The 19,898-nt window shown below is 51.3% G+C and carries 17 protein-coding genes and 1 pseudogene; all 18 read left to right on the top strand.

Annotated features, from left to right (window positions below; translation table 11 throughout):
- Nucleotides 1–1,113 (top strand): histidinol-phosphate transaminase, encoded by a 1,113-nt coding sequence (gene hisC, locus ACXPVS_RS20090; RefSeq protein WP_458511486.1) that lies wholly within the window; start codon nt 1–3, stop codon nt 1,111–1,113.
- A 28-nt stretch (nt 1,114–1,141) separates the two neighbouring features.
- Nucleotides 1,142–3,349 carry a bifunctional prephenate dehydrogenase/3-phosphoshikimate 1-carboxyvinyltransferase gene (locus ACXPVS_RS20085; protein WP_458511553.1) on the top strand — a complete coding sequence of 736 codons (2,208 nt, stop codon included), beginning with the start codon at nt 1,142–1,144 and terminating at the stop codon, nt 3,347–3,349.
- Nucleotides 3,346–4,035 (top strand): (d)CMP kinase, encoded by a 690-nt coding sequence (gene cmk / locus ACXPVS_RS20080; RefSeq protein WP_458511485.1) that lies wholly within the window; start codon nt 3,346–3,348, stop codon nt 4,033–4,035. Before ACXPVS_RS20085 ends, cmk begins: the two co-directional genes overlap by 4 nt.
- Before the next feature lie 120 nt (nt 4,036–4,155).
- The gene (rpsA, locus tag ACXPVS_RS20075; RefSeq protein ID WP_074874771.1) at nt 4,156–5,850 is read left to right on the top strand and encodes a 30S ribosomal protein S1; all 1,695 of its coding nucleotides are present in this window, start codon (nt 4,156–4,158) and stop codon (nt 5,848–5,850) included.
- Between the two features lie 218 nt (nt 5,851–6,068).
- Nucleotides 6,069–6,347 (top strand): hypothetical protein, encoded by a 279-nt coding sequence (locus ACXPVS_RS20070; protein WP_458511484.1) that lies wholly within the window; start codon nt 6,069–6,071, stop codon nt 6,345–6,347.
- Between the two features lie 152 nt (nt 6,348–6,499).
- Entirely contained in the window at nt 6,500–6,796 is a 297-nt protein-coding gene (gene ihfB / locus ACXPVS_RS20065) for an integration host factor subunit beta (protein ID WP_003369729.1), read from the top strand.
- 27 nt (nt 6,797–6,823) lie between these two features.
- Entirely contained in the window at nt 6,824–7,063 is a 240-nt protein-coding gene (locus ACXPVS_RS20060) for a LapA family protein (RefSeq protein ID WP_458511483.1), read from the top strand.
- Nucleotides 7,064–7,293: 230 nt separating this feature from the next.
- The gene (gene rfbB, locus ACXPVS_RS20055; protein ID WP_458511482.1) at nt 7,294–8,370 is read left to right on the top strand and encodes a dTDP-glucose 4,6-dehydratase; all 1,077 of its coding nucleotides are present in this window, start codon (nt 7,294–7,296) and stop codon (nt 8,368–8,370) included.
- Nucleotides 8,367–9,260 (top strand): dTDP-4-dehydrorhamnose reductase, encoded by an 894-nt coding sequence (rfbD, locus tag ACXPVS_RS20050; protein WP_458511481.1) that lies wholly within the window; start codon nt 8,367–8,369, stop codon nt 9,258–9,260. The genes rfbB and rfbD overlap by 4 nt, the downstream gene beginning before the upstream one ends.
- Nucleotides 9,257–10,147: a glucose-1-phosphate thymidylyltransferase RfbA gene (rfbA, locus tag ACXPVS_RS20045; RefSeq protein WP_458511480.1), complete on the top strand. Its 891-nt coding sequence runs from the start codon at nt 9,257–9,259 to the stop codon at nt 10,145–10,147. Before rfbD ends, rfbA begins: the two co-directional genes overlap by 4 nt.
- A 35-nt stretch (nt 10,148–10,182) precedes the next feature.
- A complete protein-coding gene (locus tag ACXPVS_RS20040; protein WP_458511479.1) occupies nt 10,183–11,106 on the top strand; it encodes a glycosyltransferase in 924 nt (307 codons plus the stop codon).
- A gap of 467 nt (nt 11,107–11,573) precedes the next feature.
- A complete protein-coding gene (locus ACXPVS_RS20035; protein ID WP_458511478.1) occupies nt 11,574–12,575 on the top strand; it encodes a glycosyltransferase family 2 protein in 1,002 nt (333 codons plus the stop codon).
- Between the two features lie 99 nt (nt 12,576–12,674).
- Entirely contained in the window at nt 12,675–13,508 is an 834-nt protein-coding gene (locus ACXPVS_RS20030) for an ABC transporter permease (RefSeq protein WP_458511552.1), read from the top strand.
- A complete protein-coding gene (locus ACXPVS_RS20025; RefSeq protein ID WP_458511477.1) occupies nt 13,498–14,880 on the top strand; it encodes an ABC transporter ATP-binding protein in 1,383 nt (460 codons plus the stop codon). Before ACXPVS_RS20030 ends, ACXPVS_RS20025 begins: the two co-directional genes overlap by 11 nt.
- Nucleotide 14,881: 1 nt before the next feature.
- On the top strand, nt 14,882–17,338 hold the full coding sequence (locus ACXPVS_RS20020; protein ID WP_458511476.1) for an FkbM family methyltransferase: 2,457 nt from the start codon (nt 14,882–14,884) through the stop codon (nt 17,336–17,338).
- 4 nt (nt 17,339–17,342) lie between these two features.
- Entirely contained in the window at nt 17,343–18,530 is a 1,188-nt protein-coding gene (locus tag ACXPVS_RS20015; protein ID WP_458511475.1) for a glycosyl transferase, read from the top strand.
- A 126-nt stretch (nt 18,531–18,656) separates the two neighbouring features.
- Complete coding sequence (locus ACXPVS_RS20010) at nt 18,657–19,628, top strand: UDP-glucose 4-epimerase family protein (protein WP_458511474.1); 972 nt, start codon at nt 18,657–18,659, stop codon at nt 19,626–19,628.
- Nucleotides 19,625–19,795 (top strand): annotated as a pseudogene (locus ACXPVS_RS20005) (glycosyl transferase); the annotation flags it as partial. The gene ACXPVS_RS20010 and the pseudogene ACXPVS_RS20005, both read left to right, overlap by 4 nt.
- Nucleotides 19,796–19,898: the final 103 nt, after the last annotated feature.

Raw genomic sequence — 19,898 nt, 5'->3', positions numbered from 1 at the left:
ATGAGTGGTGACTTCCTCGCTCTGGCACAGCCGGGCGTGCAACAACTTTCGCCTTACGTTCCAGGCAAACCCGTGGATGAACTGGCGCGCGAGCTGAACATCGATCCGGCCCGCATCGTCAAACTGGCCAGCAACGAAAACCCGTTGGGCGCCAGTCCCAAGGCGCTGGCGGCGATTCGTGAAGCATTGGCCGAGCTGACCCGTTATCCGGACGGCAACGGTTTTGCGCTCAAGACCCTGCTGGCTGATCAGTGCCGCGTCGAACTCGATCAGGTGACGCTGGGCAACGGTTCCAACGACATTCTGGAACTGGTCGCCCGTGCCTATCTGGCGCCGGGCCTGAATGCGGTGTTCAGCGAGCACGCGTTTGCGGTCTATCCGATCGTCACCCAAGCCGTTGGCGCCCAGGCCAAAGTGGTCCCGGCCAAAGACTGGGGCCATGATCTGTCGGCTATGCTGGCCGCGATCGATGCCGATACCCGTGTGGTGTTCATCGCCAACCCGAACAACCCGACCGGCACCTGGTTCAGCGCCGAAGCGCTGGACGAATTCCTGCAGGACGTACCGCAGCACGTGCTGGTGGTGCTGGACGAGGCCTACATCGAATACGCCGAAGGCAGCGACTTGCCAGATGGCCTGGATTACCTGGCGGCCTACCCGAACCTGCTGGTTTCGCGCACATTCTCCAAGGCCTATGGCCTGGCGGCATTGCGGGTCGGCTATGGTTTGTCCACGGCGGTGGTTGCGGATGTGCTGAACCGCGTGCGTCAGCCGTTCAACGTCAACAGCCTGGCCCTGGCCGCTGCGTGCGCTGCGCTGCAAGACACCGAGTACCTGGCTGAAAGCCGTGGCCTGAACGAATCCGGCATGCAGCAACTGGAAGCGGGTTTCCGTGAACTGGGGTTGAGCTGGATTGCGTCCAAGGGCAACTTCATCTGCGTCGATCTGGGCCGTGTTGCGGCACCGGTCTTCCAGGGTTTGCTGCGCGAAGGCGTGATCGTGCGTCCGGTGGCCAATTACGGCATGCCGAACCATCTGCGCATCACCATCGGTTTGCCGGCGGAAAACAACCGCTTCCTCGACGCGCTGACCAAGGTTCTGGCCCGTGGTTGATGTCACTGCATTGCCATCTGCTGAACCTATGATCGGTCGCCTGGTGGTGGTGGGTCTGGGGTTGATCGGCGGTTCGTTTGCCAAGGGTTTGCGTGAAAGCGGCCTGTGCCGCGAAGTGGTCGGGGTCGATCTCGATCCGCAGTCGCGCAAACTGGCGGTTGAGTTGGGTGTGGTAGATCGCTGCGAAGAAAACCTGATTGCGGCATGCCAGGGCGCCGACGTGATTCAACTGGCCGTGCCGATCCTCGCCATGGAAAAAATGCTCGGCCAATTGGCCCGCATGGACCTGGGGCAAGCGATCCTGACCGACGTCGGCAGCGCCAAAGGCAATGTGGTGCGGGCGGCAACCGAGGCGTTTGGCGGCATGCCGGCGCGCTTCGTGCCGGGGCATCCGATTGCCGGTTCCGAGCAGAGCGGGGTGGAAGCCTCTAACTCAGCGCTGTTCCGTCGCCATAAAGTGATTCTGACACCGCTGGATCAGACAGATCCGGCAGCCCTGGCACTGGTCGACCGGTTGTGGCGCGAATTGGGCGCCGATGTCGAGCACATGCAGGTCGAGCGTCATGACGAGGTGTTGGCGGCGACCAGCCATTTGCCGCACTTGTTGGCGTTCGGTTTGGTCGATTCGTTGGCCAAGCGCAATGAAAACCTTGAGATCTTCCGTTACGCTGCCGGCGGTTTCCGCGATTTCACAAGAATTGCGGGTAGCGACCCGGTCATGTGGCACGACATCTTCCTCGCCAACCGCGAAGCTGTCCTGCGCACACTCGATACATTTCGCAGCGACCTCGACGCCTTGCGCGACGCGGTCGATGCAGGGGATGGGCACCAATTGTTGGGCGTGTTTACTCGCGCCCGGGTTGCCCGCGAACATTTCAGTAAAATCCTGGCCCGCCGGGCTTATGTGGACGCTATGAACTCCAACGACCTGATTTTCCTGGCACAACCTGGTGGCCGCCTGACTGGGCGGATTCGAGTACCGGGCGACAAATCGATTTCCCACCGTTCGATCATGCTCGGCTCCCTGGCTGACGGCGTGACCGAAGTGGAAGGTTTCCTCGAGGGCGAAGACGCCCTGGCAACCTTGCAAGCCTTTCGCGACATGGGCGTCGTGATCGAAGGTCCGCACCACGGTCGCGTGACCATTCACGGCGTCGGCCTGCATGGCTTGAAACCTGCGCCGGGCCCGATCTACCTGGGCAACTCCGGCACGTCGATGCGTCTGCTGTCTGGCCTGTTGGCTGCGCAGACCTTCGACAGCACCCTGACCGGTGACGCCTCGCTGTCCAAGCGTCCGATGAACCGCGTGGCCAATCCGCTGCGTGAAATGGGCGCTGTGATCGAGACCGCGGCTGAAGGTCGTCCACCGATGATCATTCGCGGCGGCAACACGCTCAAAGGCCTGACTTACACCATGCCGATGGCCAGTGCTCAGGTTAAATCCTGCCTGCTGCTGGCGGGTTTGTACGCCGAAGGCAAAACCACCGTCACCGAGCCGGCGCCAACTCGCGACCACACCGAGCGCATGCTGCGGGGCTTCGGCTATCCGGTCAGCGTTAACGGTGCGACCGCGTCGGTCGAGTCCGGCCACAAGCTGACCGCAACCCACATTGAAGTGCCGGGCGACATCTCGTCGTCGGCGTTCTTCCTGGTGGCCGCATCGATTGCCGAAGGTTCGGAGCTGGTGCTCGAGCACGTCGGCATCAACCCGACCCGTACCGGTGTGATCGATATTCTGCGGCTGATGGGCGCGGACATTACCCTGGAAAACCAGCGTGAAGTCGGCGGCGAACCGGTAGCGGACCTGCGCGTACGTGCAGCTAAACTTAAAGGTATCGAGATTCCCGAAGCGCTGGTTCCGCTGGCCATCGACGAATTCCCGGTGCTGTTCGTCGCCGCCGCCTGTGCCGAAGGGCGCACCATCCTGCGTGGCGCCGAAGAGCTGCGGGTAAAAGAGTCGGACCGGATTCAGGTCATGGCGGATGGCTTGCTGGCGCTGGGTGTCAAATGTGAACCGACCCCGGACGGCATCATCATCGACGGCGGCCCGATCGGCGGCGGCGAAGTGCACGGTCACGGCGATCACCGCATTGCCATGGCCTTCAGCGTGGCTTCGCTGCGCGCCACCGCGCCGATCCGCATCCATGATTGCGCCAACGTCGCCACGTCGTTCCCGAACTTTCTCGCGCTGTGCGCGCAGGTCGGTATCCGTGTTGCACAAGAGGCTCAGTCGTGATTATCAGGCCACCGGTCATCACCATCGACGGGCCTAGCGGTTCGGGCAAAGGCACTATTGCCGGGATTCTGGCCAAACGCCTGGGCTGGTGCCTGCTGGATTCCGGTGCGCTGTACCGTCTGCTGGCATTCGCCGCGCGTAACCATGGCGTCGATCTGACCAATGAAGAGTCGCTGAAGCTGTTGGCCGCTCATCTGGACGTGCAGTTCGTCGGTGCGACCGAAGGTCATCCGCAGCGGATCATTTTAGAAGGTGACGATGTCACTGATGATCTGCGCAACGAACAAGTGGGCGCCTGGGCTTCCCAGGTCGCTGCGCTGCCGGCGGTGCGTGATGCGCTGCTGCAGCGCCAGCGCGCGTTTCAGGAGGCTCCGGGTCTGGTGGCCGATGGGCGCGACATGGGCACGGTGGTTTTCCCCGATGCACCGCTGAAGATATTCCTCACCGCCAGTGCCGAGGAGCGTGCGCGCCGTCGATACTTGCAGTTGAAGGGCAAAGTCGATGGTGTTAGTCTGTCGAGTCTGCTAGATGAGATACGTGTTCGCGACGAGCGTGACACCCAGCGAGCGGTAGCCCCGCTCAAACCGGCGGCTGACGCCATACAGCTGGATTCCACGGAATTATCCATCGATCAGGTGCTGGAACGCATCATGAGCGAGATCGCCATTCGCGATATCGCCGGGTGACCCAGAAACGCCGTAGGGGACCAGTCATAGTCTTGCGGTGTTTCTTCTAATGAACATAACCCACGTCGTCTGGGACGTGGAGATGGGCGTATCCTTCGCCCTTATTCAACAGGAATTAAAATGAGCGAAAGCTTTGCGGAACTCTTTGAAGAAAGCCTAAAAACCCTGAACCTTCAGGCAGGCTCCATCATCACCGGTGTTATCGTTGATATCGATTACCAAGCTCGCTGGGTAACCGTTCACGCTGGCCTGAAGTCTGAAGCACTCATCCCGCTTGAGCAGTTCTACAACGATGCTGGCGAACTGACTATCAACGTCGGTGACGAAGTTCACGTTGCTCTGGACTCGGTTGAAGACGGCTTTGGTGAAACCAAGCTGTCCCGTGAAAAAGCCAAGCGCGCTGAATGCTGGATTGTTCTGGAAGCAGCCTTCGCAGCCGAAGAAGTGGTCAAGGGCGTTATCAACGGTAAGGTTAAAGGCGGCTTCACTGTCGACGTTAACGGCATCCGTGCGTTCCTGCCAGGTTCTCTGGTTGACGTTCGTCCAGTGCGCGACACCACGCACCTGGAAGGCAAAGAGCTGGAATTCAAGGTCATCAAGCTTGACCAGAAGCGCAACAACGTTGTCGTTTCCCGTCGTAGCGTCCTCGAAGCCGAGAACTCCGCTGAGCGTGAAGCTCTGCTGGAATCCCTGCAGGAAGGCCAACAAGTCAAAGGTATCGTCAAAAACCTCACCGATTACGGCGCATTCGTCGATCTGGGTGGCGTCGATGGCCTGCTGCACATTACCGACATGGCTTGGAAGCGTATCAAGCATCCTTCCGAAATCGTCAACGTTGGCGACGAGATCGATGTCAAGGTTCTGAAGTACGATCGCGAGCGCAATCGTGTTTCCCTGGGCCTCAAGCAGCTGGGCGAAGATCCATGGGTTGCTATCAAAGCCCGTTACCCAGAAAGCACTCGCGTTACCGCTCGTGTAACCAACCTGACCGACTACGGCTGCTTCGCTGAGCTGGAAGAAGGCGTTGAAGGCCTGGTACACGTTTCCGAAATGGACTGGACCAACAAGAACATCCACCCTTCGAAAGTCGTACAAGTCGGCGACGAAGTGGAAGTTATGGTTCTGGACATCGACGAAGAGCGTCGTCGTATCTCCCTCGGCATCAAGCAGTGCAAATCTAACCCATGGGAAGATTTCTCTGGCCAGTTCAACAAGGGCGATAAAATCTCCGGCACCATCAAGTCGATCACCGATTTCGGTATCTTCATTGGTCTGGACGGCGGCATCGACGGCCTGGTTCACCTGTCCGACATCTCCTGGAACGAAGTGGGCGAAGAAGCCGTTCGCCGCTTCAAGAAGGGCGACGAGCTGGACACCGTTATCCTGTCGGTTGACCCAGAGCGCGAGCGTATCTCCCTGGGTATCAAGCAACTGGAAAGCGATCCGTTCTCCGAGTACGTTCAAGAGAACGACAAAGGCGCCATCGTTAAAGGCATCGTGAAAGAAGTTGACGCTAAAGGCGCCATCATCACTCTGGCCGACGATATCGAAGCGACTCTGAAAGCCTCCGAAATCAGCCGTGACCGCGTTGAAGACGCGCGCAACGTTCTGAAAGAAGGCCAGGAAGTAGAAGCCAAGATCATCAGCGTTGACCGCAAGAGCCGCGTAATCCAGCTCTCCATCAAGTCGAAAGACGATGCTGAAGAGAAAGAAGCTATCCAAAGCCTGCGCGACAAGCCAGCTTCGGACACCGCTGCTCCTGGTCCTACCACTCTGGGCGACCTGTTGCGTGCACAAATGGAAAAACAGAACTAAGTTCTGTCAGACCATAGAAAAAGGGCGACTTCGGTCGCCCTTTTTTGTGCCTGCGATTTGGTGATTTTAATGGTTCCGCAGCGCTGTAATTGTTTGGCGTGAAACCAATCCTCCCGACCAGTTGTCTCTTTCTTTAACAGGATCAATCGTTTATTTGCAGCTAGTCTTTAGCGTGAAGCGAACGACCGTCGGGCGGCGTGTCCGGCCTAAGGAAGTGAATGAACAAGCTCATTGTCGTCATAGCGGTACTGGCATTGGCCGGGTGTACCACTAATGCCAAGACTCGCGCGGTGCGTGGGGTCAGTGGCATCGAGATCGATTGTTCGGGGTTGGGGTCGGGATGGGAGAAATGTCGCAAGCGAGCGGACAAGGAGTGCAAGGCGGCGGGCTACAAAGTTGTCGTCAGGTCCGATGATGCCAAGGACGAGGATGAATATCCCTTTGGCTTCAATCCTGCGGGCTATCTGACGCGCACCATGCTGGTTATCTGCAGGTGAGTCCGAAAGGGCATGATCAGCGTTCCAGTGATCTGAAATCGAGCATCTCTGTGTGGGTAAAGATATGTCAAAACCCGGGCTGTTCAAATTGATCCGGGCGTGCTAAAACCTTTGAAGCGCTGATCTAGCTGCTTGAAAAAGAAGGGAAAAATATGACGAAGTCGGAGTTGATCGAACGAATTGTCACCCATCAAGGGCTGCTCTCATCCAAGGATGTGGAGCTGGCCATCAAGACCATGCTCGAACAAATGTCCCAATGCCTGGCCACCGGTGATCGCATCGAGATCCGTGGGTTTGGCAGCTTCTCCTTGCACTACCGCGCACCGCGCGTAGGTCGCAATCCAAAAACCGGTCAGTCCGTCAGCCTCGACGGCAAGTTCGTGCCGCATTTCAAGCCAGGCAAAGAATTGCGCGATCGTGTGAACGAGGACGAGGAGGAAGGGCTTTGACCGTCTCCGTTATTCAAGGAATCGCTCATGCGTAACCTCAAGCGTGTACTGCTCGCCGTATTCGTCCTGTTGCTGGTTTTGGCAATCCTGGCGTTCGTTCTCGAGAATCAGCAGTCGGTTTCCCTGCTATTCCTGGGTTGGGCGGGGCCGCAACTACCGGTATCGTTGTTCATCGTTGTGGCGCTGTTGATTGGGATGGTGATCGGGCCGATTCTTGGCTGGTTTCTGGGACGTGCGTCCAGGGTAGCCCGCAAGCGCCTTGTCTGATTACGACATGGCGCGCAAGGCGCACTAAACTTTAGCCACAGCTTGTCTATATCCATTAGTAAAACCGTCATTAAGCTGTAAAATGCTGCGCTTGTCCGATAGTGGCACATTCCCACATCGGTTCAGACTGACTCTGTCAGAAGCCTCGGCAAGCTTGATGGCTTCTGCATTCATGGATTAGACAGTGCTCGGTTGGCGGCCCTGTCAGTAACTCAAGGGTATGGTTTCGCGTGAAAATTCTAGTAACCGGCGGCGCCGGATTTATCGGCTCGGCAGTCATTCGCCATATCATCTCCAACACTAACGACTCGGTCGTTAATGTCGATAAGCTGACTTACGCCGGCAACCTTGAGTCATTGGCCGAAGTTAGCCAGAACTCACGTTACGTGTTCGAGCGCGTCGACATCTGCGACCGCGATCAGGTCGACCGTGTCCTGCGTGAACATCAACCGGATGCGATCATGCACCTGGCCGCAGAATCCCATGTCGACCGCTCGATCTCCGGCCCGTCTGAATTCATCCAGACCAACATCATCGGCACTTACACGCTGCTGGAGGCTGCACGCCACTATTGGGCGGCGCTGGATGATGCGCGTAAAGCCAACTTCCGTTTCCACCATATTTCGACTGACGAAGTGTACGGAGACCTCGAAGGTCCGGAAGACCTCTTCACCGAAACCACACCGTATCAGCCAAGCTCGCCTTACTCCGCCAGCAAGGCCAGTTCCGATCACCTGGTTCGCGCCTGGAGCCGTACTTACGGCTTGCCGACCCTGGTCACCAACTGCTCGAACAACTACGGCCCGTGCCACTTCCCTGAGAAGTTGATCCCGCTGATCATCCTCAATGCACTGGAAGGCAAGCCGCTGCCGGTCTACGGCAAAGGCAACCAGGTCCGCGATTGGCTGTACGTCGAAGACCACGCCCGCGCACTCTACAAAGTCGTGACCGACGGCGTGATCGGCGAGACGTACAACATCGGTGGCCATAACGAAAAGCAAAACATCGAAGTGGTGCATACCCTGTGCGCACTGCTCGACGAACTGCGCCCTGATTCCGCTCACTGCCCACATGCCAGCCTGATCACCTACGTTCAGGATCGCCCGGGTCACGACCAGCGTTACGCAATCGACGCCAGCAAAATCCAGCGTGAACTGGGTTGGACGCCGGAAGAAACCTTCGAAACCGGCATCCGCAAAACGGTCGAGTGGTACCTCAACAACACTGAATGGGTCGCTCACGTGAAGAGCGGCAGCTATCAGCAGTGGATCGATCAAAACTACGCAGATCGTTCGAACAAGGCATGAAGATCCTCCTGCTGGGAAAAAACGGCCAGGTCGGCTGGGAGCTGCAACGCTCCCTCGCACCGCTTGGCGAGTTAATCGCCCTGGACCGCCATGTTGTCGATGGTTTGTGCGGCGATCTGTCCGACCTCGACGCTTTGCGCGCAACGATCCGTCAGGTCAAACCCGACGTCATCGTCAACGCGGCGGCCTACACCGCTGTCGATAAAGCCGAGTCCGAGACCGCGCTGGCCGACCGTGTGAACGGTCAGGCAAGCCAAGTCATGGCCGAAGAGGCCAAGACCTTAGGTGCTTGGCTGATTCACTACTCGACTGACTACGTTTTCAGTGGCCTCGGTTCAACGCCGTGGCAAGAGTCGGATGCAGTGGCCCCGGTGAATCACTACGGCGCCAGTAAACTGGCCGGCGAACAGGCAATTACTGCGTCGGGCTGCAAGTATCTGATCTTTCGCACCAGCTGGGTCTATGGCGCTCGCGGCAACAACTTCGCCAAGACCATGCTGCGTCTGGCCAGCGATCGCGAGACCTTGAGCGTTATCGCCGACCAGATCGGAGCCCCGACGGGCGCAGACTTGATCGCTGACGTGACTGCGTTGGCTATTCAGCAAGTTCTGCAACGTCCACAGCTGTCGGGCCTGTATCACTTGGCGGCCAGTGGCGAAGTGTCCTGGCACGGCTATGCTAGCCATGTGATCGGCTTCGCCCAAGGCAACGGTGAGCAGCTCGCTGTAACGGCGATCAATCCGATTGAAACGACAGCTTATCCAACACCAGCGCGCCGCCCTCTGAATTCACGACTGAATACTCAGAAGCTGCGTGACAATTTTTCTCTACACTTGCCGGATTGGCAAAGTGGCGTAACCCGAATGCTTAGGGAAGTTCTGAATAAATGAGCACCACAAATCGTAAAGGCATCATCCTCGCTGGCGGCTCGGGCACGCGCCTGCATCCGTTGACCCTCGGCGTGTCCAAACAGATGCTGCCGATCTACGACAAACCGATGATCTTCTATCCGTTGTCGGTGCTGATGCTGGCGGGCATGCGTGAAGTCCTGATTATCTCCACGCCTGAAGACTTGCCGTGTTTCCGCAAGCTGCTGGGTGACGGCAGCCTGTACGGCATCAAGCTGACCTACGCCGAACAACCTAGCCCGGACGGTCTGGCACAAGCCTTCATCATTGGCGAAGAGTTCATCGGCGAAGATCCTTGCTGCCTGATCCTGGGCGACAACATCTTTTACGGTCAGCACTTCTCGGACAACCTGCGCTCCGCCAGCTCTCAACAACATGGCGCTACCGTATTCGGCTACCACGTCTCCGACCCGGAACGCTTTGGTGTTGTCGAGTTCGACAGCACCGGTCGGGCGCTTAGCATTGAAGAGAAACCGCTGAAGCCAAAATCCAACTATGCGGTGACCGGTTTGTACTTTTACGACAACGATGTTGTCGAGATCGCCAAGAGCATCAAGCCGTCCGAGCGTGGCGAGCTGGAAATCACCGACGTTAACCGTGCGTACCTGGAGCGCAAGACGCTCAATGTCGAAATGCTCGGCCGTGGCTTTGCTTGGCTCGATACCGGTACCCATGATTCGCTGCTGGAAGCCAGTCACTTCGTGCACACCATCGAACAGCGCCAAGGCCTGAAAGTGGCTTGCCTGGAAGAGATTGCGTACAACAATGGTTGGATCACTGCCGAGCAGCTCAGTGCTCAAGCCGATGCTCTGAAGAAGACTGGGTACGGTCAGTATTTGTCGAAGCTCCTGATCTCCAACCTGTATTGATTGATCCATTTCCGTTTGTAGACGAGTACCAGTCAGTGGGGCGACCAAAAATTGCAGTATTGTTGGCTGCCTACAATGGAATGTTGTGGATTGAACAGCAGATCAATTCTATCTTGGGTCAAGCCGATGTAGACGTAACTATCTATATAAGCATTGACCCGTCTGCTGATGGCACGGAGCATTGGTGCGCATCTCTGTGTGCGATTAATAGCAACGTTGTGTTGTTGCCTTCGGCAGGTAGCTATGGCGGTGCCGGGAAAAACTTTTATCGTCTCATCAGAGACGTAGATTTTGCGGGGTTTGACTTCGTAGCATTTGCCGATCAGGACGATATCTGGTTGCCGGACAAGCTCAAGCGAGCTACGCGCTTTATCCAGAGTGGTGTGTGTGATGCTTACTCAAGTAACGTCACCGCCTTCTGGCCCGATGGTACAAGTCAGGTGTTGAGCAAGGCACAGCCTCAAGTTGCATGGGACTATCTTTTCGAAGCCGCTGGGCCCGGATGCACTTACGTTATTAGTAAGCGTTTGGCGGGTCGAATAAAGCGTGTAATGTACGAGAACTGGGATGCTATCCAGTCAATAACTTTGCACGACTGGTTTTGTTATGGTTATGCGCGTGCAAATGGTTACCAATGGTTCATTGATTCTAAACCAGGGGTTCTTTATCGCCAGCATGCCAGTAACCAAGTTGGGGCTAATGTTGGATTCAAGTCTCTCCTATCGCGTTACAGGGTGATTAAGAGCGGCTGGTGGTTCCACCAGATTGCTTTGATGGTAAAAATTCTCGATAAAACCGAAGATGCGTTCGTTAAAAAATGGATAAATCTTGGCTTTTTTCAGCTGCTTTACCTGGCCACCCAAGCACATCAATGTCGCCGCCGGTATAGAGATAAAATATTGTTCGTCATCATTTGTCTCGTCAGTGCCACAAGCCCGCGTCGCAAGACACTGATTTGATAGAATAGGATCTTGTTTTGCTGTTCATGCATAGCAAACTTAAGATTGATCAGTTCGTATGAGGTCGGGAACCACACGCTGTCGGAAACCTCTCGGAGACAGATCTCGGCATTTTGCGTGATTCTCAGTCTTTCCTATAAAAATCAAATACTTATTATCACTTTTGTCAATCGGTTTTTATGCTGCAAAGGTTGGCACATTGCCACCCTTTTGTCCTTCGTCGCACAAATTGATATCCTTATGTCCGACTGCAGGCAATCAGTTATCTTTTTGGTGCTTAGTCGATTTTACTTTAAGTAATATCTAACTGTGGCTGAACTTGATATCAATTGGCTATCAATTCAGTCTGGTAGTGGATATAATCGCAAATTTTTCGTGTCTCAAGGCGTTGTCGAGCACGAAGGTGGTTCTGAGCGTAGAGCTTCTAGCGCTGCAGGCGGACAAAATGTGTACGGGAGCTGGGTCGAGTGACAAGTCGTTTTACGTCAATCTCTGAAAAGACGTCAGCTGTGTCCCAGGATGGGGATGACAACTTATCACCCGTTCAACGAGATCATGTCACAGTTATGCTCTGTACGTTCAATGGTGAGCGCTTTTTGGCAGAGCAATTAGATTCAATTGCAAGTCAAACTCATGCGAGATGGTCAGTTGTAGTCTCTGATGACGGGTCTTCAGACGGGACGGTTGATATTCTTCGTGATTATCAAAGGCGTTGGGGGAAGGACAGATTAAATATTGTTAATGGTCCCCGCAAAGGCTTTGCACAAAATTTCATGTCGGTTACATGTGGTCTTGAAACCACATCAGATTATTACGCCTGGAGTGATCAGGATGATATGTGGCATGAAGACAAAATAGAAAAAGCTCTAGATTGGATTAAAACCGTGCCTGATAACATACCCGCACTATATTGTGGGCGAACGGAAACTGTCACGTTTGACGGTGTGTCAGCAGGTCGGTCACCGCTATTTGGGCGGCCACCATCGTTCAGTAATTCTTTAGTTCAAAGTATTGCGGGGGGGAATACGATGGTGTTCAACCGTGCCACATTGAAAATTTTGAAAGATGCCGGCAATAACTTTCCAATAGTGTCACATGATTGGTGGGCATATTTAGTCGTTTGTGGGGTAGGAGGCATAGTACATTATGATGAAAACTCCTATGTTCGGTATCGGCAGCATGGCAATAATTTGGTTGGATCAAATTCAGGATTTTTTTCGCGTCTGAAACGTACTCGTATGATTCTAAGTGGACGTTTTTGTACCTGGAATCAACAGAATATAACGGCATTAGAGTCTATAAAAACGCGGCTTACGAATGAAAACCAAATGAAATTACTCGATTTCAAGCAGGCTAGAACCGGTAATGTCATTAAGCGTTTCGTTTATTTGAAACGGTCCGGTGTTTACAGGCAGACAAAATTTGGAAGCTGTGCACTTTTGTTCGCAGTATTATGTAATGCGATATAATTCTGTCCAGGGTGTAGTTTTGATTTTAGAACGCTCAATCAAGTTATGTAGAAAGCATTTCAATAGGAAGGGTCGGGCATGACTCAATTACACGTCAGCATAAATCCCCATTCAGCGCACTCAATCTCGCCTGTAACACTGGTGAAGAATTTTTGGCGAAACAGACAAATTATTAGTCAGATGAGCAAGCGAGAGGTCTCGGGACGGTATAAAGGGTCAGCGTTTGGATTGGCATGGTCTCTTTTCAATCCGATCCTTATGCTGGTCGTTTATACATTCGTATTCTCTGAAATATTCAAGGCTCGATGGGGAGGGGCGGGTGGCGACGATAGCAAAACTCAATTCGCGGTTGTTTTGTTTGTCGGAATAATTGTGCTTAATCTATTCTGCGATGTTATCAATAGAGCTCCTTCTTTAATTGTTGCAAATGCTAATTTTGTAAAAAAGGTTATTTTTCCTGTAGAAACACTCTCGCTGGTGACAGTACTTGCTGCCTTATTTAATAGTTTAATAAATGTGTGCGTTTTATTAGTAGCGCTTTTGGTGTTTAACGGTTTTATTCCCTGGACTGCGATTCTGATACCGTTCGTGATTTTGCCATTAGTCATTTTGGTGTTAGGACTGTCATGGTTCTTGGCTTCATTAGGAGTGTTCATTCGAGACGTGGGCCAAACGGTAACTATCATTACTACGGTGCTCATGTTTTTGTCTCCGGTGTTCTATCCGCTTGATGCTGTTCCGGAACGTTTTCGCCCATTCATACTATTGAATCCTCTGACGTTTATAATTGAACAGTCTCGGGCTGTGCTTGTATGGGGAAACTTACCAGACTGGAAGGGCTTACTGATGTACTGCGCAGCGTCGCTGATTATTGCGTTTGTCGGATACGTCTGGTTTCAAAAGACAAGAAAGGGGTTTGCAGATGTCCTCTAATGACTATGCGATTCGCGTAAATGATATTAGTAAGTACTATGAGGTCTATGCCAGCCCCCGAGATCGCCTAAAACAGTTCTTTATGCCAGTTTTTAGGAAGCTACTTCGCCAACCCTTTAAGCAGTATTACAGAGAATACTGGGCGCTTAAGGATGTTTCCTTTGAAATTAAGAAGGGTGAAACAGTAGGCATCATTGGGCGAAATGGCGCTGGTAAGTCTACGCTGCTGCAGATTATCTGCGGAACGCTTCATCCATCGCAAGGTAGTATAGAAACAAATGGCCGTATCGCCGCATTGCTCGAGCTAGGTTCAGGATTTAACCCGGAATTTTCTGGGAGAGAAAACGTTTTTCTAAATGCTGCAGTGTTGGGGTTGACTCATAAAGAGGCGGAAGCGCGGTTCGATGATATCGTCGCATTTTCGGAGATTGCTGAGTTTATTGATCAACCTGTCAAGACCTACTCCAGCGGTATGTATGTACGTTTAGCATTTTCGGTCATTGCCCATGTAGACGCGGATATATTAATCGTCGACGAAGCTCTTGCAGTAGGTGACGTATTTTTTCAGCAAAAGTGTATGCGTTTTTTGCGAGCTCACCAAGAAAAGGGTGGGACGGTAGTTTTCGTGAGTCATGACACCAGTGCTGTTGTAAATCTATGTGAGCGTGGTGTCCTACTATCTAAAAATAGCCCGCCCGTTGTCGACGTAACAGATGTTATATGTCGGACATATATAAAAGATTTGTATGCTGAAAAAGATATTGAAAGTTTGGCTAATGAAAGCGAGATAGATGCGGTTTACAGCATTTCGCAATCGATCGATAGCAGAATTGAAGAATACAAAGCGGGCGACCAACCTGACAACGTAATAAAAACCTCTCCATTTAGGGAGCAAGCTGAGTCATTCGGAAATCAAGGCATCACCATTGTAAATGCCTGGTTCGAAAATGAAGAAGGAAATAGGGTTAGTACTTTGCTTGGTGGTGAATCGGTAAGATTCAACATAGCTGCAAAAGCCGATAAGTACATAAAAAACCCTGCCTTTGGAATTATGATAAAGGATCGTCTGGGGCAATACGTATTTGCGGAAGGTACAGATCTTGCGTTTCGTCATTCGGGATTGAGTGTAAGACCGACAGACGAAGTGCGAGTCAGTTTTTCCTTCAGAATGCCGATTCTTATTCAAGGTGATTATTCTATTAATATCGCGGTTGCAGATGGTGTGGGAGATGAACACGTGCAGCATCATTGGTTGAACGATGCCATGGCTCTCCACAGTTTGAACAGTCGGTTAGTGCACGGGATCTGCGGGTTGCAAGATTTAAATATGAATATTGTTATAAGTTCCATTGCCGGTGCGGAGTTGAATTGAAATGATTTCCACAAAATACGGCGAAATGAACGTTATACCGGCGGACAGAATAGTCTCTCACTCTCTGTCGCTGTATGGCGAGTGGGCAGGTGACGAGTTAAATTTTCTGCATAAACTGGTCCAACCAGGGATGCACGTGCTTGATATCGGAGCATTCATCGGTACGCATACGCTTGCATTTGCCCATTTCGTTGGGGATAGCGGCCAAGTTTATTCATTTGAACCTCGTAAGGAAATCTACCAAGTACTCTGTTCCAATATTGATGCTAATAAATTTAAGCATGTTCAGGCATTTAATATGGGACTCGCCGAAGAGGTTGGTTCCCTTACACTAGAGTCAATCGATATTACAGAGTCCGTTAATTTTGGTGGCCTCTCTATTGACAATGTCGTTCCAAAAGAAATTGCTAATGTATACGATGTGCATATTTCCACTGTAGACAAGCTTGACGTGTCTGTGGTTGATTTTATGAAGTTAGACGTCGAAGGGATGGAGCGACGGGTACTGGAGGGGGCCGTCGAAGTTATTGCAAGAGATCAGCCGTTGATTTTTTGTGAGTGCAATTCGATGACCTCTGGGTACGAGATTTTCGAGTTTTGTCAGCCTTTAAATTATCGTGTTTTTGGACTTCTATCGGCAGCCTATAATCCAGAAAACTTCAATGGTGTTGTCGACAATATTTTTGGTGAAGCAAAAGAAGTTTCGCTGTTGTTGATTCCTATAACGAAAATTATAGATTTGGATCCGGCAGTAGCTTTTGAAGAGCTGTTTGAAATAAAAACTTTGGAAGATTTTGTTTTACCACTGTTGCATAAACCTCAATATGCCGATGAGGTTTTGGCCGATACAAACCCCGCATCGAAACTGGGTCTTGATTTTTTATCCCCTCTGGTTCTGAAGGAGAGGCAAAACAGATACGAGGCTCAACAAGCAAGTGAGATAGCGTTGGCGCAAAAAGCGACAGAAGTTGGCCTTCTGGAATCTCAGCTCGATGAGCTTTCTACTGAGTTGGAGCAGCGACAGCAACAGATTTACGCGCTGCATTCAGATATTCAAAATCTACTTTCTTCAACCTCATGGCGAGTCACCCTGCCATTAAGGGTCTTTTCCTCGTTTGTTCGAAAGATAACAAAACTTTACGCGATCGTAGTCACATACATACGTAAAAATCCAGGGTTTGCAGGCTTCAAGAGGCTCCTCAAAACTGTTTACACGGAGTTACGGTCGGGTGGCATGTCTGGGCTGAAAAATAAACTTCAGTTGTTTCGCCAAGTAACTAGCTCTCCGACTGAGGTGCAGAATCTTGAAGCAAGGCACAGTGCCAGCGAAATAGATGTGCTCACGCATGCTTTAGAAAGCTCTGAGCTTGTCGTAGAAACGATAGTTTTTGATCACAATGGTGGCGGTGGTTCAAATACTTATACGTCTGAGTTGATCGCATCAACCCTCACTGAAGACGGGTCGATTTTAAGAGTTTATTGCTGGGGTGGGGACTGGTACATTCAGCTTCGGAATAACACAGTCTCGAATAATTGTCTTTATGTCGCGGCCTCCCTTGAAGTGCTGTTCAAGTGCCTAAATGCTTCTCGTGTTAATAAGATTGTAGTCAACTCTTTATACGGCTACGGTCCTATCGAAAAAGCGATCGATTTTATTGTTGATCTCAAAAGCCGGTCCGACAGTAGCCTCGATTTTAAGGTTCATGACTTCCATGCTCTTTGCCCTTCACCGCACTTGTCAGACTATGACCAACAATACTGCGGTATTCCGAGTGATCACGAAGTTTGCAAAAAATGTCTCCCCAAAAATCTAACCTGGTACCACAGTTGGTTCACAAAAAGTGATATGGCAGAAGATATTGATCTTTGGCGTGCCCCATTTCAGCGTTTGTTCAATGCCTGTGACGTTATCACTTGTTTTGATGAGTCTTCTATTGAAATTTTAAGGACGGATTTCAACATTGAACATGCAAAATTCAGCGTGATGCCGCATGAATTACAGCATTTCAAATGCACTGAAAGGAATAATCTCCGTGGGGCGCTGAGTATTGGGGTTATAGGTACCCTATCTCATATTAAGGGTGGAGATGTCATTAAAGAATTATGCTCCTATATCGAACATGAAAATTTAGATGTGCCGGTAATCGTGATTGGTGAGAGCCATACTCAACTACCCGCTAGTGCGATTATTCACGGGCGATATTCCCCTGAAGAATTGCCTTCGCTTATAGATTCATTGGGTGTAAGTGTTGTGTTTATGGCGTCCATCGTTCCTGAAACCTTTAGTTATACAATTTCAGAGGCAATAGAGATGGGGATGCCTGTTGTCGCGTTTGATATAGGCGCTCAGGGACGGCGGGTTAAGGAATATCGGCTGGGTAAGGTTGTGCCTGTCGGTGCGTCACCCGAAGAGATTTTAGCTGCCGCTAAATCTATTTATAAAGCTGCAAAGGAATAAAATCATGCTTGTCTATACTTCCATTACTAAAAGCTATCTTCCCAAAGCTCGAGTGCTCGCAAAGTCGGTCAAGAAGTATCATCCTGACTGGACTTTCGTACTGCTTTATTCCGATGATCTCCCACCGGGATTTGACCTGAGCGCAGAGCCGTTCGACGAGGTCCTTACCATTGAGAACCTTGGCATTCCTGACTGGAAGCGCTGGGCGTTTGGACATACGGTAGTCGAGCTTTGCACGGCTGTGAAGGGGACTGCCGCTGAGGTAATGGCCCAGCGCCCCAACGTTGATAAAATCATGTATCTGGATCCGGATATCAAGGTATTCAACTCCCTGACCGTGCTCGACGAACTACTGGATAAGCATGAAATTCTATTGACACCACACTTGCTTGATGCGGAGTCTGACGTCGCATCAATTTGCGATAACGAACTTTCAGCTTTGAAACACGGTGTCTATAATCTGGGGTTCTTCGCGGCCCGTACAGACGGTCAAGGCCTTGGATTTATCCAATGGTGGGCAAATCGCCTACGCTTGTTTTGCCGTGACGATATTCCTGCAGGTATTTTTACTGACCAGCGTTGGTGTGACTTGGCCCCAGCATTTTTCAGTGGCTTGCATATCGTAAGAGATCGCGGATGCAACGTAGCTACTTGGAACATTGCTCATCGACCTTTAAGCAAAGATGACAGTGGCGTATTTTTGGTTGCAGGCGTTCCGCTGCGCTTCTACCATTTCACTGGTTATGATAGCGGTGCAGGATTCGGGATGCTCACGCGTTATGCATCCAGCCAGGCTGTTGCTCATGAGTTGTGGGATAGCTATGCCAAAGACATTAAAGCTGAGGGGCAGGGCGATACGACGCTAAAAAGTTGGTTTTACGGTAATTTCGAAAATGGCGAATCAATTCCAGTGAAAGCGCGTCGTCTTTATCAGCAGAGAGTCGATGTTCAAAAAGCTTTCCCTTTTCCTTATAGCCTGAAAGAGCCAAGCTATTTCAGCTGGTGGAAAGCCGAAACCAATAGCGGCTTGAATCAGCCTGTAGGTGCAGGTGTAATTTCTCCAAGTATAGGGAGCTTGGTTGCACGGAGTTTCATTTCGCCCACAACCGCTCGTCAGAACTTCAAAACTGTGGTTCGAGTGATCAAGCGAGACGGAGTTGTAGGCTTCATCAAAAAAGTAATTGCTCGGTAAGTTTTGTGTTATAGAAGCTGCAGTGGGTCATGGGTAAAAAGGGCGCTACTGCAGCCGTCATAAGTTTTTCGGGTTGTACAGGATCGAAATATATTTGAACGTTTAATTTTGGACGTAAAGAATGTTATGAAACGAACCAAAATTCTAGTGACTGGAGCATCAGGTTTTGTTGGTTCGGCACTCGTTGCACGGTTGGCAGGTTTCTTGAATTACGATGTGGTCGCTGTAGTTAGATCAAGCGGCTTCAAATTTCCATACAACATTGTAGAGCGTAAAGTAGACAGCCTAAGTAGCAGTACCGACTATCGTAGCGTTTTGGCTGGGGTTGATGTGGTTGTTCATGCTGCCGCACGTGTACATGTAATGAATGACGAGGCGTCTGATCCGCTGTCGATGTTCAGGCTGGTGAATGTTGAAGGAACACTTAATCTGGCTCGTCAAGCTGCAGATTGTGGAGTTAAGCGGTTTGTTTTTTTGAGCTCTATAAAAGTTAATGGCGAAGGTGGAAGGGGCACTCGACCCTTTACAGCCGATAATATTCCAAATCCTGCAGATTCATATGGTATCTCCAAATTTGAGGCCGAAGCAGGATTGCATAAAATTTCTGAAAGCTCCGGTATGCAGATTGTCATTATTAGACCTCCGCTAGTTTATGGACCTGGAGTGAAGGCGAACTTTAAAACGATGATGAGTTGGTTGAATAGTGGGATTCCACTTCCGTTTGGTGCAGTCTTTAATAAGCGTAGCTTAGTTGCGATAGATAATCTTGTTGATCTGATCCGTGTCTGTCTCGAACACCCAAGTGCGGCAAACGAGATTTTTCTAGTTAGTGATGGACAAGACTTGTCTACTACCGAGTTACTCCATCGTTTGGCACGCTCTCTTGGAAAGCCGGCGAGGCTGATCCCTGTTCCTGTTTGGCTCATGAGAATCGCTGCGATAATGTTGAAAAAACGTTCTCTTTCGACTCGGTTGTTTGATTCGCTACAAGTCGATATTAGTAAAACGAAGAATCTGCTGGGCTGGTCGCCGCCTGTGGATGTCGATGAAGCACTATATTCAACAGCCCAACATTTTCTAAGAGCTCATGAGTCATGAGTAATGGATGGTCAGTACCTGTTGTTTTTTTCTTCTCTTTCGTTCTGACTATGTTCCTGCGAAAATATGCGCTTTCTAAAAGTCTTATGGATATTCCTAACGAGCGTAGTTCTCATTCTATCCCCACGCCCCGCGGTGGGGGGGTGGCGATCGTTATGGCGTTTCTTTGTGTGCGTATTTCGGCCCATCGTGACCGCCCGTTTCGGTACATCGTGACCGACCATTTCGCTAACGCGTGACCGCTCATTTCGCTAACAACGTGACCGATTT

Source organism: Pseudomonas sp. Ma2-10 (assembly GCF_054330215.1).
Note: the sequence above shows the minus strand (reverse complement) of the source record. Positions and strands in the feature narration are given on the sequence as shown.